Annotated in this window: 23 protein-coding genes; 5 read left to right on the top strand and 18 right to left on the bottom strand. The window is 41.8% G+C overall.

Translation table 11 applies throughout. The annotated features are described in order from the left end of the window. Positions 1-83: 83 nt before the first annotated feature. Both AAEY55_RS06680 and AAEY55_RS06675 read left to right on the top strand, forming a co-directional pair. Complete coding sequence (locus AAEY55_RS06680) at positions 84-443, top strand: hypothetical protein (RefSeq protein WP_089367615.1); 360 nt, start codon at positions 84-86, stop codon at positions 441-443. After that, a complete protein-coding gene (locus tag AAEY55_RS06675) occupies positions 443-649 on the top strand; it encodes a hypothetical protein (protein ID WP_089367614.1) in 207 nt (68 codons plus the stop codon). The genes AAEY55_RS06680 and AAEY55_RS06675 overlap by 1 nt, the downstream gene beginning before the upstream one ends. Before the next feature lie 48 nt (positions 650-697). Here AAEY55_RS06675 and AAEY55_RS06670 read toward each other — a convergent pair whose 3' ends face one another. The 13 genes from AAEY55_RS06670 to gspC all read right to left on the bottom strand — a co-directional run bounded on the left by AAEY55_RS06670 (position 698) and on the right by gspC (position 12,731). Further along, entirely contained in the window at positions 698-1,285 is a 588-nt protein-coding gene (locus AAEY55_RS06670) for a UPF0149 family protein (RefSeq protein ID WP_011326960.1), read from the bottom strand. 21 nt (positions 1,286-1,306) lie between these two features. Next, the gene (locus AAEY55_RS06665) at positions 1,307-2,065 is read right to left on the bottom strand and encodes a type II secretion system protein N (RefSeq protein WP_350550583.1); all 759 of its coding nucleotides are present in this window, start codon (positions 2,063-2,065) and stop codon (positions 1,307-1,309) included. Between the two features lie 3 nt (positions 2,066-2,068). Beyond that, positions 2,069-2,542, bottom strand: coding sequence for a type II secretion system protein M (locus tag AAEY55_RS06660; protein WP_350550581.1), 474 nt, complete (start codon positions 2,540-2,542; stop codon positions 2,069-2,071). Then, positions 2,539-3,747 carry a type II secretion system protein GspL gene (gene gspL / locus AAEY55_RS06655; protein ID WP_011326957.1) on the bottom strand — a complete coding sequence of 403 codons (1,209 nt, stop codon included), beginning with the start codon at positions 3,745-3,747 and terminating at the stop codon, positions 2,539-2,541. Before gspL ends, AAEY55_RS06660 begins: the two co-directional genes overlap by 4 nt. After that, positions 3,744-4,730: a type II secretion system minor pseudopilin GspK gene (gspK, locus tag AAEY55_RS06650; protein WP_192532387.1), complete on the bottom strand. Its 987-nt coding sequence runs from the start codon at positions 4,728-4,730 to the stop codon at positions 3,744-3,746. Before gspK ends, gspL begins: the two co-directional genes overlap by 4 nt. Further along, complete coding sequence (gene gspJ, locus AAEY55_RS06645; RefSeq protein WP_011326955.1) at positions 4,730-5,404, bottom strand: type II secretion system minor pseudopilin GspJ; 675 nt, start codon at positions 5,402-5,404, stop codon at positions 4,730-4,732. Before gspJ ends, gspK begins: the two co-directional genes overlap by 1 nt. Beyond that, the gene (gene gspI / locus AAEY55_RS06640; RefSeq protein WP_086996694.1) at positions 5,405-5,782 is read right to left on the bottom strand and encodes a type II secretion system minor pseudopilin GspI; all 378 of its coding nucleotides are present in this window, start codon (positions 5,780-5,782) and stop codon (positions 5,405-5,407) included. Continuing rightward, positions 5,782-6,366 carry a type II secretion system minor pseudopilin GspH gene (gspH, locus tag AAEY55_RS06635; protein ID WP_011326953.1) on the bottom strand — a complete coding sequence of 195 codons (585 nt, stop codon included), beginning with the start codon at positions 6,364-6,366 and terminating at the stop codon, positions 5,782-5,784. The genes gspI and gspH overlap by 1 nt, the downstream gene beginning before the upstream one ends. A 49-nt stretch (positions 6,367-6,415) precedes the next feature. After that, entirely contained in the window at positions 6,416-6,838 is a 423-nt protein-coding gene (gene gspG, locus AAEY55_RS06630; protein ID WP_041454317.1) for a type II secretion system major pseudopilin GspG, read from the bottom strand. Positions 6,839-6,903: 65 nt separating this feature from the next. After that, positions 6,904-8,139: a type II secretion system inner membrane protein GspF gene (gspF, locus tag AAEY55_RS06625; protein ID WP_011326951.1), complete on the bottom strand. Its 1,236-nt coding sequence runs from the start codon at positions 8,137-8,139 to the stop codon at positions 6,904-6,906. A 2-nt stretch (positions 8,140-8,141) separates the two neighbouring features. After that, positions 8,142-9,707 (bottom strand): type II secretion system ATPase GspE, encoded by a 1,566-nt coding sequence (gene gspE, locus AAEY55_RS06620; protein WP_350550576.1) that lies wholly within the window; start codon positions 9,705-9,707, stop codon positions 8,142-8,144. Then, entirely contained in the window at positions 9,700-11,766 is a 2,067-nt protein-coding gene (gene gspD / locus AAEY55_RS06615) for a type II secretion system secretin GspD (protein WP_350550573.1), read from the bottom strand. The genes gspE and gspD overlap by 8 nt, the downstream gene beginning before the upstream one ends. Before the next feature lie 23 nt (positions 11,767-11,789). Next, complete coding sequence (gene gspC / locus AAEY55_RS06610) at positions 11,790-12,731, bottom strand: type II secretion system protein GspC (protein ID WP_182678985.1); 942 nt, start codon at positions 12,729-12,731, stop codon at positions 11,790-11,792. Positions 12,732-12,940: 209 nt separating this feature from the next. Between gspC and hslR the strand changes: the two genes are divergently transcribed. The 3 genes from hslR (at position 12,941) to AAEY55_RS06595 (ending at position 16,021) form a co-directional block, all read left to right on the top strand. Further along, complete coding sequence (gene hslR / locus AAEY55_RS06605) at positions 12,941-13,363, top strand: ribosome-associated heat shock protein Hsp15 (protein ID WP_011326947.1); 423 nt, start codon at positions 12,941-12,943, stop codon at positions 13,361-13,363. A 12-nt stretch (positions 13,364-13,375) separates the two neighbouring features. After that, entirely contained in the window at positions 13,376-14,221 is an 846-nt protein-coding gene (hslO, locus tag AAEY55_RS06600) for an Hsp33 family molecular chaperone HslO (RefSeq protein ID WP_011326946.1), read from the top strand. A 261-nt stretch (positions 14,222-14,482) separates the two neighbouring features. Next, the gene (locus AAEY55_RS06595) at positions 14,483-16,021 is read left to right on the top strand and encodes a phosphoenolpyruvate carboxykinase (RefSeq protein ID WP_350550569.1); all 1,539 of its coding nucleotides are present in this window, start codon (positions 14,483-14,485) and stop codon (positions 16,019-16,021) included. Positions 16,022-16,401: 380 nt separating this feature from the next. On the opposite strand, the gene tuf is transcribed toward AAEY55_RS06595, so the two are convergent. The 5 genes from tuf to rpoC form a co-directional block, all read right to left on the bottom strand. Further along, entirely contained in the window at positions 16,402-17,586 is a 1,185-nt protein-coding gene (tuf, locus tag AAEY55_RS06590) for an elongation factor Tu (RefSeq protein WP_011329538.1), read from the bottom strand. A 62-nt stretch (positions 17,587-17,648) separates the two neighbouring features. After that, positions 17,649-19,763 carry an elongation factor G gene (gene fusA / locus AAEY55_RS06585; RefSeq protein WP_011326943.1) on the bottom strand — a complete coding sequence of 705 codons (2,115 nt, stop codon included), beginning with the start codon at positions 19,761-19,763 and terminating at the stop codon, positions 17,649-17,651. Positions 19,764-19,790: 27 nt separating this feature from the next. Then, positions 19,791-20,261 (bottom strand): 30S ribosomal protein S7, encoded by a 471-nt coding sequence (gene rpsG / locus AAEY55_RS06580; protein ID WP_011326942.1) that lies wholly within the window; start codon positions 20,259-20,261, stop codon positions 19,791-19,793. A gap of 98 nt (positions 20,262-20,359) precedes the next feature. Then, positions 20,360-20,734 carry a 30S ribosomal protein S12 gene (gene rpsL / locus AAEY55_RS06575; protein ID WP_008165517.1) on the bottom strand — a complete coding sequence of 125 codons (375 nt, stop codon included), beginning with the start codon at positions 20,732-20,734 and terminating at the stop codon, positions 20,360-20,362. Positions 20,735-20,926: 192 nt separating this feature from the next. Further along, positions 20,927-25,099 (bottom strand): DNA-directed RNA polymerase subunit beta', encoded by a 4,173-nt coding sequence (rpoC, locus tag AAEY55_RS06570; protein ID WP_350550567.1) that lies wholly within the window; start codon positions 25,097-25,099, stop codon positions 20,927-20,929. Positions 25,100-25,193 lie beyond the last annotated feature (94 nt).

Raw genomic sequence — 25,193 nt, 5'->3', positions numbered from 1 at the left:
TCACTTTAGTTACTTGCTTTTCAAATGCATTTTATTACACTGCAGCATCATTTTATGTTATTTGGATCAAAGTTTACCCAACTATGAAAAAATTTATTATTTTGGTAATAGTAGTCCTCGCCTTTTTCACAGTCGATCACCCTTTGGTGAAAGAACCTCGTGAGCGGTTATTTAACGATGGTATTGACTTTTTAAGTGATGCGAGCAAAGTGAATCGCAGCCCTACTGCCAGTATGGCTAAAAACGAAATTAGTGCGCAGTTAACACTGTCTGAATCTGAGCGTGAGTACACCGAAAAAACATTTACTACCGATGACTCAATAAGATTATTTCACTTACGCTACTGCCGTGAGCGCGACTTAAACCTATATTTTTATGATGAGCGCTTAAACACTGTATGTAAAATAGTATCCGGCTCACTAGAACACATGCGAGGTAAATAATGGACTTTTCTGGATTAAATAAAAAGGCCAGCGACTCATTTCACCAGCAACGTAATATGCTTAAAAAACTCACGCAAGGTAAAACGCTAAAGTGCGAACAATGTAATGGGGTTTTAACACTCGACTTAGCCACCAGCGAGCCGGGCAAAGGGCTGATTAAGTGCAAGCAAGGCTGCACTGATATTATATTAGAGCTAGGCGCTTAAATTTATTTCACGGCTATATTTTAAGCTCAACTCATTACTGCGCCTAAACTACTCTTCCCATCCTTCATCTGTATACAAGCCACTATTAAGTGCGACTATTTCCACTAGCTCTGCAAAGCCTAGCGCAAAGTCGCCCATTAGCTCATATTGCTGCTGGCAAAGTAACTGCTCATCAATACTGTTTTGTAACGCTATTTGGCTAATGGTTTGCCCATCAAGTGCAAAAAAGCTTAATGTGGCTTGAGCACTTTCGAGGGCTTGTTTATATTCTGCCTCTAACGCGGTTGAACTTAATAACTTTTGAGTATATGACGTTGTTGCCGTTACAAAACCTGCGCTCCAATTACTGCAAAATTCGTAATTATATTGTGCTGGTAATTTATAGCCTACTTCAAATACTTGCTCACTAATTTGATGGTATAACGCCATAAATAAAAATAGCATTTCTTCATCTACATTATTAGCTGTATTAGGCAAAATTGCTGCCATCCACTCATGTACGTCTAGAGGCTCAGGAGAGCAAATTACGCCAAATAAATAACCTTGGCTTTGCGTTAGCGTCATCGCTTGAGACTGGGTGTCTAAAAATGTGCTGAGCTGCTTAGCGTGCTGCTCAGTAAATTGGGGTAATTGCATTAAAACTCTTTATATTAAACATTAAAAGTTGAGCGGGTAACGGCCTTGATTATCTGGACGACCTAAAAACTTAACCGCATCATGTACATCTTTTGGCAACGTGGCATCGGGCTTTACATAGCCTGATACTTTAAAGTCAAAATTAGCTTTTAGGGTTGCATCAGCTTCAAGCCCTAAGGTGTTATCTGGGTCGATAAGTATGGCTATGTCGCCCGATTTACAGCTTAGGTTACCACCAAGCGGGCCTATATTAAACCAACCGTTCAAACCTTGTACGTCAATATTAGGGCTCGCTATCTCGCCTTGCAGTGACTCACAATAAGGTGCGCCCGATGTATACTCTGCCAATTCCAAGATCACACGACCTTTAGCGGTTACAGGTAACGGAAGTTGTATGCGTTGCATCGCTCTTTCAACTGTTGAGCGCACTAATCCATTGGTTACTTTCACTTGCTTATTAAATAAACCAAAGCTCACATCTGCATAACCCGATATATCACTGTGCTCACGTGGGTCACCAAATTTTACATTGGCATTTAACTTACCGGTAAATAATGCCCACCCTGCAACATCCCAACGCACATTATTTAATTGCTCACCTTGGTAGCGCACTTGCATCATTTGCCCTTGCCAAATAGTGCCAACACTTTGCCCTACTTCAAGTTGCTTAGGAAAATAAGGTTTTGCTAGGTCAATGGCCACCGCTGCAGGTAACTTAATAATACAAAACACAATAAAACTAAGTAAAAATACAATGGATAAGGTTATTATTTTTTTCATTCATTACTTCTCTAATAGCAAACGGCTAACACGTACATAGCCCGACTCATCGTCACGGCTCAAATCTAAATTTTCGACCCGTAGACCATGTTGATTGACCAGTTCATCAAGCCACAGTATTAATTGATTAAACTCTACTGAGTCGAGCGTTAAACGTAGCGAGTTATTACTTGGCTGCATTTTACTAATATTTATTTTATAGCGTCCGCGGGTGGCGTTAACTATTTGGCTAATGTTTTGACTATTAACCACTTGTGTATTACCAGCGGCCTTGAGCTTTACAATACTTTCGTCAACCCACACTAGTAGCTCTTGCTGTTTTAATTGCGATTGCTCAGCACTTGCTATTGCATTATTTAAGGGTCTAAAAATGCCCATCACTAAAATAAACACAATAAAAATACCACTCGCAACGATTATTAACTGCTGCTCTTGCTCTTTTAGTGAGCGCCAATGTTTAATTAACTGCTGCTTCATACTGCACCTCGCAGTTTAATTTCGCCAACCACAAAGTCACCATCGTTACTTAACGAGCCTTGATCAACCGTTAACCCTTGCTGTTCAAGTATGGCTTTAACTTTACCAAAGGTTTGAAAGTCTTTTGCGCGTGCTCTCATACGTAATTCATTACGTTTTTTGTCATAACGCAGTGTTTCAGGGGTAAAATTACTTACCTGCGAAAACACCCCCACTAATTCTGTGGTTAACTCTAAAAATCCAGCGTCGCTGGTATCTTGTATTTTTGCCAGTGCACCTTTAATTTGGTTTTTAATAAGGTGTGGGCGAACCTTAGTTCCCGGAAATGCCTTTTGGTAGCGCTCAATTACCTGTGCTTTAGCAAGTTCTAACTGGGTATTTAGCTGATGCAACTCTATAGCTTTAATCGTAATACTCGCTACTAAGGCAACGCTGGTAATAATGGCAGCACTTTTCCAGTACCCCCACCATAAGGTGCTTTTCTTTTTAAGCTGATACATACCTTGGCGAAGATTAAACTTAGTATGCTCTAGTTGCTTAGCAAATAAGGCCAGCGGTAGGTCGTAATCACTGGTTTGAGCCTGTAAGTTTACCGTTTCAGGAAACTGAGTCGCCGGACTAAAATGCTTTACATCTGGATTACCCATTGCTGTTAAGTAACCATTTAACCAGCTCGTCTCTACTGCACTTATACGCCATGGGCCTTGTTTAAATAACCACTGATTATTAAGTGCTATTGCCGTTACTGTGTCCTCATCTGCTGGGGGTAATAACAAAGCATCGGGTAATATTTTATATACCGATAAATTATGCTCTGCAAATAGCGCTAGCCACGCCTCAAACCATTCGCGGTCGGTCATAGCAACACGAACAGCATGCTGCTCGCCAATCATCACTGGCTCACCTACAGCAATAAATAGCTCATCTATATCGCACGCTATATCTTCTTCGAGCATATAAGGCAAAGCTTGCTCTAACTTACGATTCCATTTAGTCGGTAGCATTACCGTTTTTAATTGCACTTGGTCACAAGGCAATAATACAACGACTTCGCGCCCTAGCGATTTTTCGCTCAGTTCGTTTAAATAACTGGCATTAACTAGCTCACCACTGGCTATTATTTGTTGTTCTTGTGGTGAGTATATTAACCAATTAAGTAACTCTTGTTCGGTTTGACCCGTGCGGATCAACAGTATTTCTGTCACTGTACGCCTCCAAATTTTCGCGCCAGTATCGTTACGTCGCCGTCTTTGGCGTGCAGTAATGTGGTCATCGAAAAACGCAGATCAACAAAGTTTGCCTGCGTTTGTAATTTAAAATATTCGCTATTAATACTAAACAATTTTTCTACCGTTTTGACGTTTTGCCCGCCTTGCTGCTGAACTTGTTCAAAAAAGGCAGCTTTACTTTCAAAGCCTGCATCTGGGCGAGCAGCAATCACAGCTTCAGCACCCGATACACTTAGCTCATCTATAAGGGTACTTAAAATGAGTGCTTGCTCTGCTGCTAAGGTATTCACATTAATAGACAATAAAGTGCTACCAGGTATTACACAAACATAAGGCAGCACTTTTTCCATTACTAATGGGTTAAAACCTTTAACCAAACGCAGCTCTGAGGTTGATGCAAATAAGCTATTGGCGGTCATGTACGGAAATTGACGCGACAAGTATTCCCCTTCTTCTGCTCCTGAACGGTATGTAATGCTGTTTTCGTCTAGCCAATCAAACACACTGTCAGCCATGGTTTCCTCTGACTCTTGTGCCGGTAAATCTTCAATATTTTCAAGTAATGCGAACAAGGCCTTGTGCGCTGGATTGGTTTTGCTAGCACTATTTAAATCTGGTTCTACGGCTATAGCATTTAAGTTTAAACATGCTTGTAAATCCGTTATTTTTCCGCTTAGTGTGCCGTTATCAACTGGGTAAGGTATATCGCCTTGCTGCGCCCATATTTGATCTAATGTGGTTTTGTCAGGATCGTCTCTTTTGCTTTTAATCAGCGCTTTTATGGCAAGCTCTTCTGCACCATAGGCATACCACTTAGCTTGTTGATGACCCTGTAAGTTAGTACTTTTTTGCACTTGCACCATTAAGTTAGCACTCATTTCTACGGCTAAAATGGCCGCTAATGCAACAATAAACAGCACAATAACAAGTGCGGCTCCACGAGAAGAACGCAGCCCCATTACTGCCCACCTTCTTGCGGGTTACCTTCATCGGCCAGTGCATCATCAGTTGATGGGCTCGATGGTAGAATTTCTTTACCTTGTCCTGGCACTAAAAATACTCGCCTAATTGGCTCTGCCTCTATTTGTTGCAGCGTAACAGCGACCGCTTTGGGGAGCGCTTTAATTTGCCACTTAGCTTGCCATTCGTTTTTATCGTCTAAAAATTCAAACTTTAGCTCTTCAATGTTTTTTAAAACAACCTGTACACGCGGCTCCATATTGTCAAGCTGATCAACATATACCCGGTACACTCGCTCCAAGTTGTCGTTTATTACGCGATAACCCACAGCTTGTAATTCTGAGCGTGGTAATAAATTAATTGGATTTATCCAGCCGTCGCGCACAAAGCCAATGCCATCATATTGGCTATCTAAAACATAGCGTCCGGCTAGCAAATACTGCTCTTGCACATCGCCTGCTTCATTGCGTACAGCACGTTTGGTCATTTGACTAAAATCTTGATCCATTAACCTAAAGGTGGTTTGCAAACCATTTAGCTCGGCTATTTTATCATCCGAAGCCTCTTTGGCGCGGGTAGTGGTATCTAGTATTTGGTGCGTGGCCATAATAACAAAGCCTAAAATCCCCAAGGCTACCATCACTTCAAGTAAGGTAAATCCGCGTTGCTTCACTTATTTTTTGCCTTTATTTAAATAAGTTGCCAGCTCATATATTGAGTGTTCGTATTTTTCATCACTAAATATATTAATGGTTAATTTTACAAAGTCTTTATCTGCGGTTTTACCTATATCTTGGCGCCAAAACCATTCAACACCCGCCATAACTTCACTACCGCGCACGCCGTCTTTCCCTTCCCATTGTTCGCCTTTGGTACGCTGCTCTACCATAATGTTTTCGGCAACCCATGAGGCGTAAGTTTGCTCTTCTATGCTAGATAGATGATGAATGTGCTCACTGGTTGCTTGCATTGCTGCAATACCTGCCATAGCACAAATACTCAATGCCACTAGCACTTCAAGTAAAGTAAAACCTTTATTATACTGGCGCATTATTCGGGCTCTCGGCGTAAATTCACTGGCGCAGTAAACTCGCCTTCAATAAAGTAAACCGGCTCGCTTTGCTCTTTTAATTCGAGTGTTAATTGAAATGCACTTACTTCTCCCGAAGATAGTATTAGCACTTGCGGAATTTTAAACTTTTTAAGCTCCAATAAGCTGTCTTCGTCTCCGCTCATTAGCTCACGCCAATTTGCTTGCTCGAGTAAGTTATCTTGCGCCCAAGCTAAGTCGTCTAGGTTAAGCGCTAGTTTAAAGCGTGGATCAAATTCAACCGGCTCAAATAATGCTTCTCTGACAAAGCTTACCCACTTTTCACCATCAAAAACTAAAAACTCAAATACGTTGTTGTCTATATGAAAACCCAATTCAACTTGGTTTAAAATAGCAAATTCTGATGCCATATTAATGGTGGTATGCAGCCTAAGCGCTTGAGTATCTAACTCATCCTCAGCGCCGCCTTCTAAGCTATATACCACCATTTTTGTGGCAAAAGCGATGATCACTAATACCACTAAAATTTCGATTAAACTAAAGCCGCGGCTTTTTGCACGCAATCTCTCAGAGCTTACTTGCATAGTAAGCCCTGGATATTAGTATATAAATACACTGCGCGATTGATGGCCATTACTGTTTTTCTTCATCCCAGTTACCAATGTCGTCATCGGTGCCTGCTTGGCCATCTGGACCTAAAGAAAAAATATCAAATTTACCAATTTCTCCTGGGCTAATTAACTGATAAGTATTGCCCCACGGATCCTCTGGTAATTTACTAATAAAGCCACCATCTGGAAAACGTTTTGGTATTGGCTCTATGCTGGTTTTATTAACCAATGCTTCTAGGCCTTGCTCGGTACTTGGGTAGCTTTTATTTTTAAGTTTGTAAAGGCTCATTGCATCTTCAAGCTGCTGAATATCTAAGTGTGCTTTGTCGATAGCGGCCTCTTCTTGTTGACCCATAATATTAGGTGCCACAATTGACATGATCATGCCAATGATAACCAGTACGACCATCACTTCTAGCAAAGAAAAACCTGATTGTTTATTCACGTAATTACCTCATTATTCTAAAAACACTAAACAATGGTTTATTAAACCATTAATTTACTTTTAAGTTAAAGCCCTACAGCTTTATTCATTGCCATAATTGGCTGTAAAATTGCCATTACTATAAATAATACAATAACCGCCATTAAAGCGATCATTGCGGGTTCTAATAGTTTTAGCGATACATTAACCATACTTTCAAATTCGCGATCTTGGTTATTAGCTGCGCGTTCTAACATTTGCTCCAGCTCGCCAGATTTTTCACCGCTGGCTATCATATGTAGCATCATTGGCGGAAACAATTTAGTTTGCTGTAAGGCCGCTCTTAAACTTGCCCCTTCACTTACCCTATCGGCTGCATCGGCAACAGCTTTTTTAATTTTTTCGTTGATCAGCACTCCACCCGCAATACGCATACCTTCAAGTAGCGGTACCGAGCTTGATGATAAAATACTTAAAGTTCGGGCAAAACGAGCGGTATTAATACCTCTAGCTACTTTACCAATACCGGGCATATGCAATATTTTATCATCCCACCAAAAACGAATTTTAGGCTGTTTTAAAGCATGCTTAATCCCTATCGCTAGGGCCGTTATTACAATTAAACTAATAAACCAATAATTTTGTACAAAATGACTTCCCGCCATTACCCACTCAGTGGTCCAAGGGAGTACTTGCTTGGTTTTCTCAAACGTTTTAAGTATTTTAGGTACTACAGTACCTAATAAAACCGACACAATTGCAATAGCAAACACCACTAAAATAATGGGGTACACCATAGCTTGCGTTATTTGACTGCGCATATATTGGCGCTGTTCGGTGTAATCGGCAAGCCGGTTTAGTACTTGGTCTAAATGCCCTGACTTTTCGCCTGCGGCAACCATAGCGCGGTATAAATCGTCAAACACATGCGGAAACTCACTCATACCGTCGGCAAGGGTATACCCTTCCACTACTTTTGAGCGAACCGACATCAGCATGCGTTTTAAACGTGGTTTTTCACATTGCTCAGCCACAGCCATTACCGCACCCTCAACTGGCAGAGCCGATTGAATGAGTGTTGCTAACTGGCGAGTTATAAGCGCCAAATCTGAGGTTGATATAGTAGGTTTAAACAAACCGCCAAGTAATGACGTTTTTTGGCCTTTAACCTGTTTATCACTTTGCGCCGCGGGTACAACTTCGAGCGGCGTTAATTTTTGATCGCGTAATATTTGGCGAATTTGTTTTGCTGTATCCGCTTCTAAAATGCCTTTTTTTTCTTTGCCTCGGCCATCTAAGGCACGGTATTCAAACGCTGCCATTATTAGCCTTCCTCACGGGTAACACGCAATACTTCTTCAAGTGTTGTTTTACCTGCAAGTACACGGCTACAGCCATCTTGACGAATACTTGGACTGAGCTTGCGAATGTATTTTTCAACGCTTTGCTCGCCCTTACCATTGTGGATCATTTCACGAATGGTTTCGTCCACCACTAATAACTCATGAATACCAGTACGGCCTTTATAACCATTAAAGTTACATGCTTCACACCCTACTGCACGGTGTATAGTTGGTTTACTTTCAAACGGTACGCCTAATAACTGGCACTCGCGCTCATCGGCTACATGTTCTTTTTTACAATTTTTACACAGTGTACGTACTAGTCGCTGCGATAACACACCGAGTAACGACGATGAAAGTAAAAATGGCTCCACTCCCATATCTTCCATACGAGTAATAGCGCCAGAAGCAGTATTTGTATGCAACGTAGACATTACCAAGTGACCGGTTAATGATGCTTGCACACCTATTTGAGCGGTTTCTAGGTCACGTATTTCACCTACCATCACTACATCGGGATCTTGACGTAAAATAGCCCGTAAGCCACGCGCAAAGGTCATACCTACTTTAGTATTTACTTGCGTTTGGCCAATGCCCGGTATTTCGTATTCAATGGGGTCTTCAACCGTTAAAATATTACGATCGCGAGAGTTTATTTGACTCATACCTGCGTACAAGGTGGTACTTTTACCAGAGCCTGTAGGCCCGGTTACTAAAATAATGCCATGAGGTTTACTAATTAAATTTGCAAACAATTCACGGTTTTGTGCGGTCATACCTAAATCTTCAAGATTTAAGTGCGCGTTATTTTTATCCAGTAAACGCAGCACAACACGCTCACCAAAACTCGATGGCATGGTTGATACCCGTACATCAACTGCACGCCCTGCAATACGCAAACTAATACGGCCATCTTGTGGTATACGTTTTTCGGCAATATCGAGCTTAGCCATTACCTTAATTCGCGATACCAGCAAGGATGCTAATTTACGATTAGGTTTAAGTACCTCTTTTAATACACCATCAACCCTAAAGCGAATAACCAGTTCTTGCTCAAAGGTTTCAATATGAATATCAGACGCCCCCTCTTTAATTGCCTCACTGAGCATCGCATTTATAAGTTTAATAATTGGCGCATCATCATCGCCTGCCAATAAATCTTCGGTTTGTGGCAATTCGTCTACTAATGAAAACAAGTCAACTTCGTTGCCAATGTCTTCCATCATTTGTTGCGTTTCAGAACTATCTCGCTGATACGAAGCCTCTAGCAGTAACTCAAACTTGTCATCAGCAAGCTGCTCAAGCGTAAAACCATGCCCTGCAATACGGCGTACTTCTAACAGTACGTCAATATCAAGTTCGCCACGGTAATACACTATGCGCTGCTCTTTATTTTTACTCAGCAGTACACCGGCTCGCCGTGCGTATGAAAAAGGCAAACGTTTAGCGGGCAACTCAACTAAGTCGTCACTGGTTAATAGCTCGTCCGGATGATGCGGATTAGGATGAACCACATCTTGATTTATCTCTGCAATCGCCTTAGTCATCTTTACGCTCTTGTGCATTTTGTTTGCGTAAATGCTCTTCATACGTAGGTGGCAGTATTAGCTCATCATTCCACTCGGGTAAAATAGGCGTGTCGGTTCTTGGCATTAACTCTATACCATCTTCGCGCTGCTTAAATTGCTCGCCACGAATAAAGTTATATTTATTAAAGCTCAACTTATTCATGCTAATTCCGTCGCGAATAATAGTCGGGCGAATAAATACAATCAGGTTACGCTTACGTCGTGTGGTATTAGTTGATTTAAATAAGTGACCTAAAATAGGAATGTCGCCTAGTAGTGGCACCTTAGATACACTCTCTTGTACGTCTTCATCTATTAAGCCGCCAAGCACCACCATACCGCCATCATCAGCCATTACCGTGGTTTTAATTGAACGCTTATTAACTGAAATATCAACAGCAGTAGCACCACTTACACTCGACACTTCTTGTTCAATGGTTAACTGCACAGCAGAGCCGTCGTTAATTTGCGGGGTTACTTTAAGCTTTATACCCACTTCTTGGCGTTCAACTGTTTGAAATGGGTTGGTGTTATTACTCCCGGTTTGCGAGCCAGTAATTATAGGCACTTCTTGACCGACCAAAATAGACGCTTCTTCATTATCCATAGTAGTAATAGAGGGGGTCGCCAAAATGTTTGAGTTACTATCGGTCGAAACGGCTTGAACAATTGCGCCCCAATCATTTTTTATCACCCCCATGGCTAAGCCGTTAATGCCACCGAGTAATGATGCTAATGGGCCGTAATCACCCTTAGTAGTTTCATCAACCTGAGTAATTGTGCCGCTTTCGGTACCAATTATATTTTTAGATACGGTAGTATCGCGTGCTTGCTCAGCCGCTACAGCTAACGCACCAACCGGTACAGTTGTGCCATTATTAAACTGCAGCATACCGCCTTGCTCAGAAATCCACTGCAAACCAAAGTTAATACCGTCGCCTTCCATTACCTCAATTATAATTGCTTCAACCAATACTTGCGCACGGCGAATATCTAAACGCTTAATAACTGACTCAAGCGAGCGCATGGTATCGGGTTGTGCTGTAATAATTAATGAGTTTGAATCGGGGTGGGCTTCTATGCTGGTTTCGTTGTTACTGCGAGTACGTGTTTTGGTTGCGCTGCCGCCTTGAGTGTCATCTGTTAGCGACTTACTAACACCTTGCAATACTTTAACTAAATCTTCTGCTTTTGCGTAATTTAGATAAAATACTTTAGTGTTCCCTTGGCTTTCAAGCTCACCGTCTAAGCGCTTAATAAGCTCAATAGCACGGGTGCGTGCTTGGCCTTCGCCACTAACAATAACGCTGTTAGTACGGCCATCGGCAACCACTTTAGGTATTAAAAACTCTGGAATACTGCCTTTTCCGCTGTCTTTATAAATATTATCAACTACAGATACCACATCATCTGCGGTAGCAAATTTAAGCTTTACAATATCAACACGCTTATCGCCCGCTTGATCAACCGAGCGTATTATTTCAACTAAGCGGTTTACCGATGCAGCATGCCCGGTAAGCATCATTACGTTTGCGGCATTAAAGTTAGCAACATGGCCGCCATCTTTTTGGTCGCTAAATTGACGAACCAAAGGACCTAGCTCTTGCACGCTTACATTTTTAACCCGTACAACTCGGGTAATCATCATATCGCCGCTGGCTTCACTGCCATCTGTAATTAGCGGTACGTTTGATTTTTTAGCATCCGAGCTTTTTTCAATTTTTATTATATTATTGTCCATTTCAATGGCTGAATAGCCATAAACTTCTAATACATTTAAAAAGAATTGATAATAAAGCGCTTCGCCCATTAACTCATAACTACGCACATTTACTTTGCCACGTACGTTAGGGTCAATAATTATTGTTTTATTAAGATTTTTACCAACAATATTAATAAACTCATTAATATCAGTGCCTTTAAAGTTAGCAGCGTATTCAACTGCAGCAACAGAAAACGAAATGCTTGCTGCTAGAAAAAGTGCTGCGTACTTAGCTAACCCTTTTTTAATTTTTGTGAGGTGTAGCGCCTGAACCATTATATTAAAACTCCAATGCTAAGTTATTGCAGACTAAATTGTACGTCTATTTGCTGGTTATCACGTTCAATAGTGATAGTGGCATCTGTACTGTTACGCAGCTCATTAATGGCTGCCATGGCCTGTTTTAAATCTGTTAGTTGATAGCCATTAATTGCAACAGCTAAATCGTTATTTTGTAATCCCATCTGCTTAAATAGCTCAGGCTCTTTACCTGGACTCAAGCGATAACCAATAAGTTCCCCATCGCTCATCGCTTGTGACACGCGAATATAGTCAAATAACTTACCGGGCTCTTCGAGCAACTCTTCACGGGTTTCGATTAAAGCCTGCTTAATGTTTGGATCGGCAGTTACATCTATTTGTTGCTCACTTGGGGCAGGCCCTAATTGTGGGCCCATTTCAGCTTCATCACGTGCAGCTAAAACCGGCATAGATACTGTTTTTGTAAAGTCGAGACCATCCAACATTAATGTTTCAAATCGTCCGTTTACCGTTAAAATAACGCGGTCGGGTAATATCTGCGCTAGTTTAGCTCGCGTCCCTTGCACTGCTTCATCTACTAGGTAGGTTTCTTGCTTGCCTTGTGACTCTATAATAGCGAGCCCCGCTTTATCGTCGTTACTTACTGCAACAATACCAGTAAGATTAATACTTAAGCGCGTTTCAGGGGCATCATTTACAACTTTTGCAGCGTGATCATCGCTCTTGCTTTTAACAATTACTTTACCAAATATAAATTGCTCAATTATATGTTGAGAATAATTGTTACTTGCTGCAGTTGAATGTTGTCCGTAGTAGATTGGCGTGAGTGGTGACACAATAGGATTTGGCCACATAAGCCAAACGAGTTTAGACGATAAAAAAGCAATATAAACAACAACTAATAATGTAACAACCGCACTCAATTTGGCATGCGGTAAACGGCTTATAAAATGTTTAAATTGTTGAACTTGCTGTTCCATAAATAGTATTCTTATTTTAGTTTTTACCTAATCGCTATGCATAGTACCTTTTCATTTTTCATTCAACAAGCATGCTAATATTAAACTTTGTAAACAGATTGATTTTAATTTAGCCGCTGCATAAAAACAACTGTTGTAGTAATCCTTCATCGCAAATAGCTTTTATGGTAAATTTTAAAATCTAGGCAAACACTTATTAAAGGTGCTTTATGGCTAAAAAAAGTAATGCTAACCCTAATTTAGAACATAAAGATGAGCTAAAAATTAGATTAGACAAATGGTTATGGGCGGCACGATTTTATAAAACACGTGCTGCGGCTCGCGAAATGGTACAAGGCGGAAAAGTGCATTATAATGGCCAGCGTACCAAAGCAGGTAAAATAGTAGAAATAGGCGCAACTATAAAATTAGCCCAAGGGGTAGATGAAAAAATAGTAACTGTGCTCAAAATACTTGAAAAACGCCAAAGCGCCCCCATTGCACAGACCTTGTATCAAGAATCTGATGCTAGTATTGCTAAACGCGAAGAAAATTCTATCGCGCGCAAAAATAACAGCCTTTTTGCACCTCATCCGGATAAAAAACCGGATAAGAAGCAAAGACGCGAACTTTTAAAATTGAAATTAAGTTAGGTATAGTCGCTCATGCAACAAGATTTACTCCACCGTTATTTATTCGACAATCTCGATGTTCGTGGCGAACTCGTACAAATTGAGAATGCCTACAACGAAATGATCGCCAATCATAATTACCCTGATGCAGTTAAAGCATTATTGGGTGAACTGCTTGTTGCGACCTGTTTATTAACAGCCACCTTAAAATTTGAAGGCGAAATAGCGGTTCAACTACAAGGTGATGGGCCGGTTAAATACGCGGTAATTAATGGCGACGATAAACAAAACATGCGTGGTATAGCTCGCTTACAAAGTGAAGTAACAGGTAGCACAGTAAAAGAGTTGATAGGCCAAGGCTATATGGTTATTACTATTACGCCAACTAAAGGGGAGCGCTATCAAGGTATAGTGCCTTTAGAGCATGAAACCTTAAGTGAATGTATAGAGGCTTACTTTGAGCAATCAGAGCAATTAAAAACGCGTCTTTGGTTTGCAACCGATACAACCGAGGGAAATGCCAAAGCTTGTGGTTTATTTTTACAAGTTTTACCCGTTGATAAACAAAAATCTATTGAAGACTTTGCCCACTTAGAAGCTCTTAGCCATACCATTAAAGATGAAGAACTATTAGAGCTTGATGCTAACACCGTCCTAACTCGTCTGTACCACGAAGATAACCCGCGTGTGTTTGAGCCACAAAGCATTCAATTTAAGTGTGGTTGTACCCGCGAAAAAACCATGACTGCATTAGTTAATATTGGCCAACAAGCGCTACTTGATGATGTTGCTGAGCATGGCGAAATCAAAATTAGCTGCCATTACTGTCTAAAAGATTATCTTTTTGATGAGCAAGATGTGAAAAACATTTTTAACTAATCACGCATTAAATCTAAATTATAAAAAAGTCACATGCTATGCGGCTTTTTTTATAATTTTAAAATGACACCGGTATCATAAAAATAGCCGTTTTTATGATACCGGTGTCATTGAAATTATTCATGTTTTTTACCCAATATATGTGTTTTTAACACCTTCATAAGCTCGAATATCCTTAGCTCATCTGTTACTATAATCGCAGCTTAAAGGTTAACAAGACCCAGGCTATCCCGTTCAATCTCACACAATTTAGGTATAAACATGACTTCAAGCGCTACTCGTTTTGTCGATCTAACTGCAGCTGAACTTGTCGAACACGCGATCCGTCGTGGCGAGGGTACTTTAGCAGCCAATGGTGCTTTTGTAGCAAATACTGGTCATCGCACCGGTCGTTCTCCAAAAGATCGCTTTATTGTTCAAGAATCTAGTACTGAAAACGAAATCCAATGGGGCAACGTAAATCGCCCATTCGACGCAGATAAGTTTGATGCTTTGTGGGCACGCGTAGAAGCGTATGTACAAAGTAATGATCACTTCATCTCTCACCTTGAAGTAGGCGCTGATCCAGAGCACTATCTACCTGTTGTTGTTACTACAGAAACTGCATGGCATCATATTTTTGCTAAAAATATGTTTATTCAACCTAAATCTTACAACTCATCTGACGTACCTCAGTGGCAAGTAATGAACGTTCCTTCATTTGTATGTGAGCCTGAGCGCGATGGCACAAACAGTGACGGTACGGTACTCATTAACTTTGCACAACGTAAAGTATTACTTGCTGGCATGCGTTATGCCGGTGAAATGAAAAAATCAATGTTCTCTGTACAGAACTTCCTACTTCCAGCGAAAGGTGTATTACCAATGCACTGCTCTGCAAACGTAGGTGAAGCAGGCGATACCGCTTTATTCTTTGGCTTATCTGGTACAGGTAAAACAACACTTTCAGCAGATCCAACTCGCTTTTTAATTGGCGATGACGAACATGGCTGGGCACCTGGTAGTGTGTTTAACATTGAAGGCGGCTGTTACGCTAAATGTATCGACCTATCACAAAAAAATGAACCTGTTATTTGGGATGCGATCCGCTTTGGTACTATTTTAGAAAACGTAGTGCTTGATGAAAATCGTGTACCTGATTTTAACGATACTAGCCTTACACAAAATAGCCGTGCTGCGTACCCTCTTGAGCACGTTGAAAAACGTAAAGTAGAAAACCGCGCAGGCGAGCCAAAAGCAGTGGTATTTTTAACGTGTGACGTAAGTGGTGTACTTCCTCCAGTATCAATATTGACTGAAGAAGCGGCAGCATTTCACTTCTTAAGTGGCTACACTGCAAAAGTAGGCTCTACTGAGATTGGTTCTACAAGCGATATTGAGTCAACATTCTCAACTTGTTTTGGCGCACCATTCTTCCCACGTCCAGCAGGTGTTTATGCTGAGCTTCTAATGAAGCGTGTACGTGAGTTTGGCGCTAAAGTATACCTAGTTAACACAGGTTGGACTGGCGGCCCTTACGGTACTGGTAAGCGTTTTGATATTCCAACTACACGTGCTGTAGTAGATGCTATTGTATCGGGTAAATTAGCTGGCGTAGAAACTCAACACATTGATGTTTTAAACCTAGACGTACCGGTAGCCGTTCCAGGTGTAGACAGCAACTTACTTAACCCAATTAATACCTGGGAAGACAAAGCTAAGTATGCTGAATATGCAGCTAAACTTGCAGCCGATTTCACTGAAAACTTCACTAAATATGACGTATCAGACGAAATTAAAAATGCAGGACCTAAAGCATAATAGCTTTAACCTCGCATAACAAACGCCAGCTTAACGCTGGCGTTTTTGATCCCAGCCATAAATATAAATGACCAAAGTTAAAATAGAGTATTAGCCAACCAATCAAGCCTAAGTGACTTAATGTAGCAAAGGTAATAACAGGACTTTAATTTAGCACTACAGCCCAGCCTTACTTCTTACAATGCCAATACAGTACACAGTATCAATCACAGCGACAAAACACCACTTAGCTACCCCACCGTAAGCCTGCCTAAATAGCCCCTCTTAAAATCACTAAGCACTCTTTTTATAGCTAGGTTCTGAAAGGTTTACTTTATATCAGGCATTAAAAAACCGAGCATAAGCTCGGTTTTTTTAGTACTAATTAGCTAGGCTAATTATTACGCTACGATGTTTGCAACAACGCCAGCGCCTACAGTACGACCACCTTCACGGATAGCGAAACGAAGACCTTCGTCCATCGCGATTGGCGCGATTAGAGTAACTGTCATCTTAACGTTATCACCTGGCATTACCATTTCTACGCCTTCTGGTAACTGTACGTCACCAGTTACGTCAGTTGTACGGAAGTAGAACTGTGGACGGTAACCTTTGAAGAATGGAGTATGACGACCACCTTCATCTTTTGAAAGTACGTATACTTCTGATTCAAAAGTAGTGTGTGGCTTGATTGAACCAGGCTTAGCTAGTACTTGACCACGTTCAACGTCTTCACGCTTAGTACCACGTAAAAGTGCACCAATGTTCTCACCAGCACGACCTTCGTCAAGCAGTTTACGGAACATTTCAACACCAGTACAGATTGACTTAGTTGTATCACGGATACCAACAATTTCAATCTCGTCGTTGATGCGGATAATACCAGCTTCAACACGACCAGTTACAACAGTACCACGGCCTTGGATTGAGAAAACGTCTTCGATAGGCATGATGAATGCTTTATCGATGTCACGCTCTGGCTCTGGAATGTAAGAATCAAGTGCGTTTGCAAGCTCAACAATCTTATCTTCCCACTCTTTCTCGCCTTCAAGCGCTTTAAGTGCTGAACCTTGAATTAGTGGTAAGTCATCACCTGGGAAATCGTATTCTGAAAGAAGTTCACGAACTTCCATTTCTACTAGCTCAAGTAGCTCTTCGTCATCAACCATGTCACATTTGTTCATGAACACGATGATGTAAGGAACGCCAACTTGACGAGAAAGTAGGATGTGCTCACGCGTTTGTGGCATAGGGCCATCAGTCGCAGCAACTACTAAGATAGCGCCATCCATTTGAGCAGCACCAGTGATCATGTTTTTAACATAATCGGCGTGACCAGGACAATCTACGTGTGCGTAGTGACGTGTAGGTGTATCGTATTCAACGTGAGACGTTGAAATAGTGATACCACGTTCGCGCTCTTCTGGAGCGTTATCGATTGATGCGAAATCTTTAGCAACACCGCCGTATACTTTTGCAAGTACGTTAGTGATTGCTGCAGTTAGTGTAGTTTTACCGTGGTCAACGTGGCCGATTGTACCTACGTTTACATGCGGTTTTACGCGTTCAAACTTTGCTTTTGCCATCTTAAAAAATTCCTATAAAGAAATTAAAGTCTAACTCACTATTGAGTTAAACAAGCTAAAAATCATATTACAGCGCGAGCTGAAATTATTGTCTCTGCAACATGTTTCGATGCTTCGGCGTACTTCAAAAACTCCATAGAGTATGAAGCACGACCCTGTGTTGCAGATCGTAAGTCAGTAGCATAACCAAACATTTCAGAAAGGGGAACCTGTGCATTAATTTGCTTCAGTCCACCTAATGCATCTTCCATGCCTTCGATCATGCCGCGGCGACGGTTTAAGTCACCAACTACATCACCCATGTTTGCTTCAGGAGTGAGTACTTCAACCTTCATTACTGGCTCTAAAAGTACCGGGCTCGCTTGCAGCGCGCCTTGCTTCATTGCCAATGAACCTGCTATTTTAAATGCCATTTCATTCGAGTCTACATCATGGAATGAACCATCATATAAAGTCGCTTTAACGCCAAGTAATGGGTAGCCTGCCAGCACACCTTGAGACATTTGCTCTTGGATGCCTTTGTCTACCGCAGGGACGTATTCTTTGGGAATAGAACCACCTACAGTTTCGTTAACGAACTCGTAAATTGGTGCTTCGTCATCCGTAATATCCATCGGTTCAAGTTTAAGCCAGACGTGACCATATTGACCACGACCACCTGATTGACGTATAAACTTACCTTCAACTTTAACAGTTGAACGGATAGCTTCTCGGTATGCAACCTGCGGCTTACCAACGTTACATTCAACACTGAATTCACGTTTCATACGTTCGACGAGGATATCGAGGTGAAGTTCACCCATGCCAGATATTATAATCTGACCCGATTCTTCGTCGGTTTGTACACGAAAAGATGGATCTTCAGCCGCTAGTTTACCCAGCGCGATCCCCATCTTATCTTGGTCAGCGATTGTGCGAGGCTCAACCGCAACAGAGATTACTGGTTCAGGAAATTCCATACGCTCAAGCGTAATAATGGATTTCGGATCACACAGTGTTTCACCTGTTGTTACGTCTTTGAGACCAATAGCCGCCGCGATGTCGCCTGCGAAGACTTCTTTGATCTCTTCACGTGAGTTTGAATGCATCTGTACGATACGACCAAGACGCTCACGCTTACTTTTAACTGGGTTGTATACCGCGTCACCCTGTTTAACTGTACCAGAGTAAACACGGAAAAAAGTTAAGGTGCCAACAAACGGGTCCGTTGCAATTTTAAATGCAAGTGCAGCAAACGGCGCTTTATCATCAGCAGGACGCTCTTCTTCGGTACCATCTTCTAGGATACCTTGAATTTGTTTCACTTGCGTTGGGGCAGGCATGTATTCAACAACGCAATCAAGCACCGCTTGAACACCTTTGTTTTTAAATGCGCTACCACACGTCATAGGAACAATGTCGTTTGCTAATGTACGTTGGCGTAAAGCTTCTTTTATTTCGGCTTCACTTAACTCTTCACCCTCTAAGTATTTATCCATTAGTTCTTCAGTAGCTTCTGCAGCACTTTCAACTAAATGAGAGCGCCATTCATCGGCTAATTCCTGAAGTTCTGCCGGTATTGCCTCATAAGTGAAAGTCATTCCCTGGTCCGCTTCGTTCCAGTTAATAGCTTTCATCTTGATTAGGTCAATAACACCTTTAAAGCCGTCTTCAGCGCCTATTGGCAACTGAATTGGAACAGGCGTTGCTCCAAGACGAGATTTCACCTGGTCAACAACTGCAAAGAAGTCAGCGCCTGTGCGATCCATTTTGTTTACGAAGATCATTCTTGGAACTTCGTATTTGTTCGCTTGACGCCAAACTGTCTCAGTTTGCGGCTGTACACCAGATGAAGCACAAAGAACAACTACCGCACCATCTAATACGCGTAAAGAACGCTCTACTTCGATAGTGAAATCAACGTGTCCTGGAGTATCAATAATATTGATACGATGAGCGTCAAATTGAGCGTCCATCCCTTTCCAGAAACACGTAGTTGCAGCAGAAGTGATTGTGATACCACGCTCTTGTTCCTGCTCCATCCAGTCCATAGTTGCAGCACCATCATGCGTTTCACCGATCTTATGAGAAAGACCCGTGTAAAACAGAATACGTTCTGTTGTGGTGGTTTTGCCTGCATCTACGTGAGCACAAATACCGATATTACGATAGCGCTCAAGTGGAGTTGTACGTGCCATAAAATCCTCTTAAAGGTTAAGGGCAGATTACCAACGGTAATGAGCGAATGCTTTATTCGCTTCAGCCATACGGTGAACGTCTTCACGTTTCTTAACCGCAGTGCCTTTGTTGTCAGCAGCGTCAACGATTTCTTGAGCTAAACGTAAGCCCATAGATTTTTCGCCACGCTTACGAGCAGCGTCTACTAACCAACGCATACCTAATGCGTTACGACGAACTGGACGTACTTCAACTGGTACTTGGTAAGTTGAACCACCAACACGGCGAGATTTAACTTCTACCTGTGGGCGGATATTATCAAGTGCCGTTTCAAAGATTTCTAGGTGCGACTTGCCTGATTTCTCAGCAGCCACATTTAGCGCACCATAAACGATTTTTTCAGCAGTAGATTTCTTGCCATCTAACATTACGATGTTTACGAATTTCGCAAGAAGCTCCGATCCGAACTTAGGATCTGGAAGAATTTTACGTTGACCTATTACGCGTCTTCTAGGCATTTTGTATCTCCGGTTTATTCAGGTTTGCTCTTATCGAGTCAATAACCCAAAACAATAATTAAAAATATTTAGTGCTTGGCCTTACTAACGGAGAACTATTAGCCTTTAGGGCGTTTAGTACCGTATTTAGAACGAGCTTGGCGACGATCGCTAACGCCTGCACAGTCAAGTGCACCACGAACGGTGTGAAAACGCACACCTGGTAAATCTTTAACACGACCACCACGGATTAGGATTACACTGTGCTCTTGAAGGTTATGACCTTCTCCACCAATGTATGAAGTTACTTCGAAACCGTTAGTTAAACGTACACGAGCTACTTTACGTAACGCCGAGTTTGGTTTCTTAGGTGTAGTTGTATATACGCGAGTACATACACCGCGCTTTTGCGGACACGCTTTAAGCGCAGCTGAGTTACTTTTCGTAACCTTGCTACGGCGTGGCTTACGCACTAGCTGGTTAATAGTTGCCATTTAAATAGCTCCTGAAATTAGAATTACTACTGAAAAAATAAAAAATCCGCCCGTTTTTACAAGTTTGTTTTAAACGCACAGGTAAATGGGTGGCGGAATTTTAATGAGCAAAGATTGACCTGTCAACCTAAACCGCTCGCAAGGTAGAAGATATCTACCTTGCGAAAACCTAATCTATTGATTTGGTTTAGTTTATTGATTTCCAGATAAATCCGCATTTAAAGCATCAGTTAGCGCTTGAGTTGCCTCTTCTGCACTTACAGTCTGCTCTTCTACTACATTTCTTTGCTTACGGCGAGCCATACGTTCTTGATGATACGAAAAGCCGGTACCGGCTGGGATCAAACGACCCACTATTACGTTTTCTTTCAGACCGCGTAACTCATCGCTCTTACCATTCACTGCTGCGTCGGTTAAAACACGTGTTGTCTCTTGGAAAGAGGCTGCAGAGATGAAAGATTCTGTTGCTAGTGATGCTTTTGTGATACCCATTAACTGGATTTCAAACTTAGCTGGGATCTTACCTTGAGCTTCAAGGTCGCGGTTTGCGATATTAACGCGTGCCACTTCAATTTGCTCACCGGCTAAGAAGTCAGTATCACCACCGTGCATAATGGTACATTTACGTAACATTTGACGAATAATAGTTTCAATGTGCTTGTCATTGATCTTAACGCCTTGCAAACGGTAAACCTCTTGCACTTCGTTAACAATGTAGTTAGCAACATGAGTCACACCACGTAAGCGTAAGATGTCATGCGGTGATTCTGGACCATCGGCGATAACTTCACCTTTAGACACTCGTTCACCTTCAAACACGTTAAGTTGACGCCATTTAGGGATCATCTCTTCGTAATGATCACCTTCATCTGGAGTAATAACTAAACGCTTCTTACCTTTAGTCTCTTTACCAAAGCTAATTGTACCGGTAACTTCAGCTAAAATAGCTGGTTCTTTCGGTTTACGAGCTTCGAATAAATCGGCTACGCGTGGTAGACCACCCGTGATATCACGAGTTTTCGACCCTTCTTGCGGAATACGTGCTAATACGTCACCTGGGTTTACTGTCGTGCCGTCAACTACTTCAATCGTAGTGAATGAAGGTAGACGTGTTTCTTGTAAGCCGCGCTCTTCACTTTCAATGATAAGCTTAGGTTCTTTCGCATTCGCTTTAGAAAGATCTTTAACAACTATACGGGTTAAACCGGTTAGTTCATCTGTCTGTGTTTCAGTATTCGAGTCATCGATATCGCTGAACGATACTTTTGACTTATGCTCAAGTACGATTGGGTGACTATGCGGGTCCCAAGTAGCAACGATGTCGTTACCTTGAACTTCTGCATTGTCTTGTACTGTTAATACTGCACCGTAAGGTACTTTATAACGCTCTTTTTCACGGCCATAACTATCAATGATAGTAATTTCCGTAGAACGCGAAATAATAGCAATCTTACCGTCTGTATTTAATACGTACTTAGCGTTGTGAAGCTTTAATGTACCGTTAGTTTTAACTTGTACATTATTCTCAGCAGACGCTCTAGATGCCGCACCACCGATGTGGAATGTACGCATCGTTAACTGTGTACCTGGCTCACCAATTGATTGTGCCGCGATAACACCTACTGATTCACCTGCGTTGATGATATGGCCACGTGCTAGGTCACGACCGTAACAGTTAGCACAAACACCAAAGTCATTATCACACGTGATAACAGAACGTACGCGAACTTCATCTACTGAATGCTCTTCTAAAAGGTCACACAGTTTTTCGTCAAGCATAATGTTACGTTCAACAAGTACTGTATTAGTACCTGGAATAACAATATCTTCAGCAACAACACGACCTAGAACACGTTCACGAAGCGCTTCTACAACATCACCACCTTCAATAAGCGGTTTCATTGTTAAGCCATCTTCTGTGCCACAGTCATCTTCATTGATTACCAAATCTTGTGCAACGTCTACTAGACGACGCGTTAGGTAACCAGAGTTAGCTGTTTTAAGTGCTGTATCGGCAAGACCTTTACGCGCACCATGCGTTGAGATGAAGTACTGAAGTACGTTTAGACCTTCACGGAAGTTAGCTGTGATTGGTGTCTCGATGATTGAACCATCTGGACGTGCCATTAGACCACGCATACCCGCCAACTGACGGATCTGAGCAGCACTACCACGAGCACCTGAGTCGGCCATCATAAACACTGAGTTAAATGACGCTTGCTCTACTTCTTCACCTTGTGCATTAATAACTGTGTCTTTCGACAAGTTAGACATCATCTCACGTGATAAGTTTTCATTTACACGTGACCAAATATCGATAACTTTATTGTACTTTTCACCAGCCGTTACAAGACCTGATTGGAATTGTTGGTTGATTTCAGTAACTTCAGCTTCAGCTGCTTCAATGATCTGCGCTTTAACCGGTGGGATAACTAAGTCATCAATACCGATTGAAACACCTGACTTCATTGCATAATGGAAACCGGTGTACATAATTTGGTCAGCAAACATAACTGTGTCTTTAAGACCAAGACGACGGTAACACTCATTAATTAAGCCAGAAATCTGCTTTTTACCTAGCGGCTGATTGATTGACTCATACGGCATGCCTTTTGGTAAAATTAGCGACAGAATTGCACGACCAACAGTTGTATCAATAACAGTGATAGTATCTTCTACTACACCGTTTTCGTTTTTAACTGATTGACTAATACGTACTTTCACAATTGCGTGAAGGTCTGCATTGCCACTACGGTATGCTTTTTCTGCTTCTTTTGGATCTTTAAATATCGCGCCTTCGCCTTTAGCGTTAATACGGTCACGAGTCATGTAATAAAGACCCAATACAACATCCTGTGAAGGAACGATGATTGGCTCACCATTCGCAGGAGATAGAATGTTGTTTGTAGACATCATTAAGGCACGAGCTTCAAGCTGCGCTTCAATTGTTAGCGGTACGTGTACCGCCATTTGGTCACCATCGAAATCGGCGTTGTAGGCCGCACATACTAATGGATGCAAATGAATCGCTTTACCTTCGATAAGCACAGGTTCAAACGCTTGGATACCCAAACGGTGAAGTGTTGGTGCACGGTTAAGTAATACTGGATGTTCACGAATTACTTCGTCAAGCACATCCCATACTTCCGGCATTTCACGTTCAACCATCTTCTTCGCAGCTTTGATTGTCGTAGCCATGCCGCGACGCTCTAATTTGCCATAGATAAATGGTTTGAATAGCTCAAGTGCCATCTTCTTAGGAAGACCACATTGGTGAAGCTTAAGTGTAGGACCCACTGTAATTACAGAACGGCCTGAATAATCCACACGCTTACCAAGTAAGTTCTGACGGAAACGACCTTGCTTACCCTTGATCATATCGGCAAGAGATTTAAGAGGACGTTTGTTAGAACCTGTAATTGCACGACCACGACGACCGTTATCAAGTAGCGCATCTACCGCTTCTTGTAACATACGTTTTTCGTTGCGTACGATAATATCTGGTGCTGCTAAATCTAATAGACGCTTAAGACGGTTATTACGGTTAATAACACGACGGTAAAGGTCATTTAGATCAGACGTCGCAAAACGACCACCGTCTAGTGGTACTAATGGGCGTAGATCAGGTGGCAATACTGGAAGTACTGTCATGATCATCCACTCAGGGTTGTTACCTGATTGGTGGAACGATTCCATTAACTTAAGACGTTTGGTGATTTTTTTACGCTTAGTTTCAGAGTTAATTGTTGGTAACTCTTCACGCATTTCAGCAATTAATTGTGCAAGATCGAGTTCACGAAGCAAGTCTAAAACTGCTTCAGCACCCATCTTAGCTTCAAATTCATCACCATGCTCTTCAAGTGCATCTAAGTATTCTTCTTCACCTAATAGCTGACCACGCTCAAGCGTTGTCATACCAGGCTCAGTTACTACGAATGATTCGAAGTAAAGAACACGTTCAATATCACGAAGCGTCATATCTAGCATTAAGCCGATACGTGACGGTAATGATTTTAAAAACCAAATATGCGCAACTGGGCTCGCAAGGTCAATATGACCCATACGATCGCGTCGCACTTTAGTGAGTGTAACTTCAACGCCACACTTCTCACAGATCACACCGCGGTGTTTAAGACGCTTATATTTACCACATAAGCATTCATAATCTTTCACTGGGCCGAAAATACGGGCACAGAATAAGCCATCGCGCTCAGGCTTGAAAGTACGGTAGTTAATAGTCTCAGGTTTCTTTACTTCACCGTATGACCACGAACGAACCATGTCTGGTGAAGCAAGACCAATGCGAATTGCATCGAATTCTTCGGTCTTATTTTGTTGCTTCAGAAACTTAAGTAAGTCTTTCACCTTAGCTCTCCTGTCGGAGTTAATCTTGAGGACGGGTAGTCTCGTCCCTACATTCTATTCGGCCGTAACAGATGCTGCAGCGTTAACTGCAGCA

This window comes from Pseudoalteromonas sp. 120-MNA-CIBAN-0494, from assembly GCF_040308885.1.
GTDB classification, from domain to species: domain Bacteria; phylum Pseudomonadota; class Gammaproteobacteria; order Enterobacterales; family Alteromonadaceae; genus Pseudoalteromonas; species Pseudoalteromonas nigrifaciens.
Note: the sequence above shows the minus strand (reverse complement) of the source record. Positions and strands in the feature narration are given on the sequence as shown.

Bases quoted from the DNA above. Each gene is read 5' to 3' on its own strand.
- gspE (WP_350550576.1), bottom strand. From the start codon at position 9,707: ATGACTAAGGCGATTGCAGAGATAAATCAAGATGTGGTTCATCCTAAT.
- rpsL (WP_008165517.1), bottom strand. From the start codon at position 20,734: ATGGCAACTATTAACCAGCTAGTGCGTAAGCCACGCCGTAGCAAGGTT.
- gspF (WP_011326951.1), bottom strand. From the start codon at position 8,139: ATGGCAGCGTTTGAATACCGTGCCTTAGATGGCCGAGGCAAAGAAAAA.
- AAEY55_RS06670 (WP_011326960.1), bottom strand. From the start codon at position 1,285: ATGCAATTACCCCAATTTACTGAGCAGCACGCTAAGCAGCTCAGCACA.
- fusA (WP_011326943.1), bottom strand. From the start codon at position 19,763: ATGGCACGTACAACTCCACTTGAGCGCTATCGTAATATCGGTATTTGT.
- AAEY55_RS06680 (WP_089367615.1), top strand. From the start codon at position 84: ATGAAAAAATTTATTATTTTGGTAATAGTAGTCCTCGCCTTTTTCACA.
- hslO (WP_011326946.1), top strand. From the start codon at position 13,376: ATGCAACAAGATTTACTCCACCGTTATTTATTCGACAATCTCGATGTT.
- gspI (WP_086996694.1), bottom strand. From the start codon at position 5,782: ATGCGCCAGTATAATAAAGGTTTTACTTTACTTGAAGTGCTAGTGGCA.
- gspC (WP_182678985.1), bottom strand. From the start codon at position 12,731: ATGGAACAGCAAGTTCAACAATTTAAACATTTTATAAGCCGTTTACCG.
- AAEY55_RS06675 (WP_089367614.1), top strand. From the start codon at position 443: ATGGACTTTTCTGGATTAAATAAAAAGGCCAGCGACTCATTTCACCAG.
- tuf (WP_011329538.1), bottom strand. From the start codon at position 17,586: ATGGCAAAAGCAAAGTTTGAACGCGTAAAACCGCATGTAAACGTAGGT.
- hslR (WP_011326947.1), top strand. From the start codon at position 12,941: ATGGCTAAAAAAAGTAATGCTAACCCTAATTTAGAACATAAAGATGAG.
- gspD (WP_350550573.1), bottom strand. From the start codon at position 11,766: ATGGTTCAGGCGCTACACCTCACAAAAATTAAAAAAGGGTTAGCTAAG.
- AAEY55_RS06660 (WP_350550581.1), bottom strand. From the start codon at position 2,542: ATGAAGCAGCAGTTAATTAAACATTGGCGCTCACTAAAAGAGCAAGAG.
- AAEY55_RS06595 (WP_350550569.1), top strand. From the start codon at position 14,483: ATGACTTCAAGCGCTACTCGTTTTGTCGATCTAACTGCAGCTGAACTT.
- AAEY55_RS06665 (WP_350550583.1), bottom strand. From the start codon at position 2,065: ATGAAAAAAATAATAACCTTATCCATTGTATTTTTACTTAGTTTTATT.
- gspH (WP_011326953.1), bottom strand. From the start codon at position 6,366: ATGCAAGTAAGCTCTGAGAGATTGCGTGCAAAAAGCCGCGGCTTTAGT.
- gspK (WP_192532387.1), bottom strand. From the start codon at position 4,730: ATGGGGCTGCGTTCTTCTCGTGGAGCCGCACTTGTTATTGTGCTGTTT.
- rpsG (WP_011326942.1), bottom strand. From the start codon at position 20,261: ATGCCTAGAAGACGCGTAATAGGTCAACGTAAAATTCTTCCAGATCCT.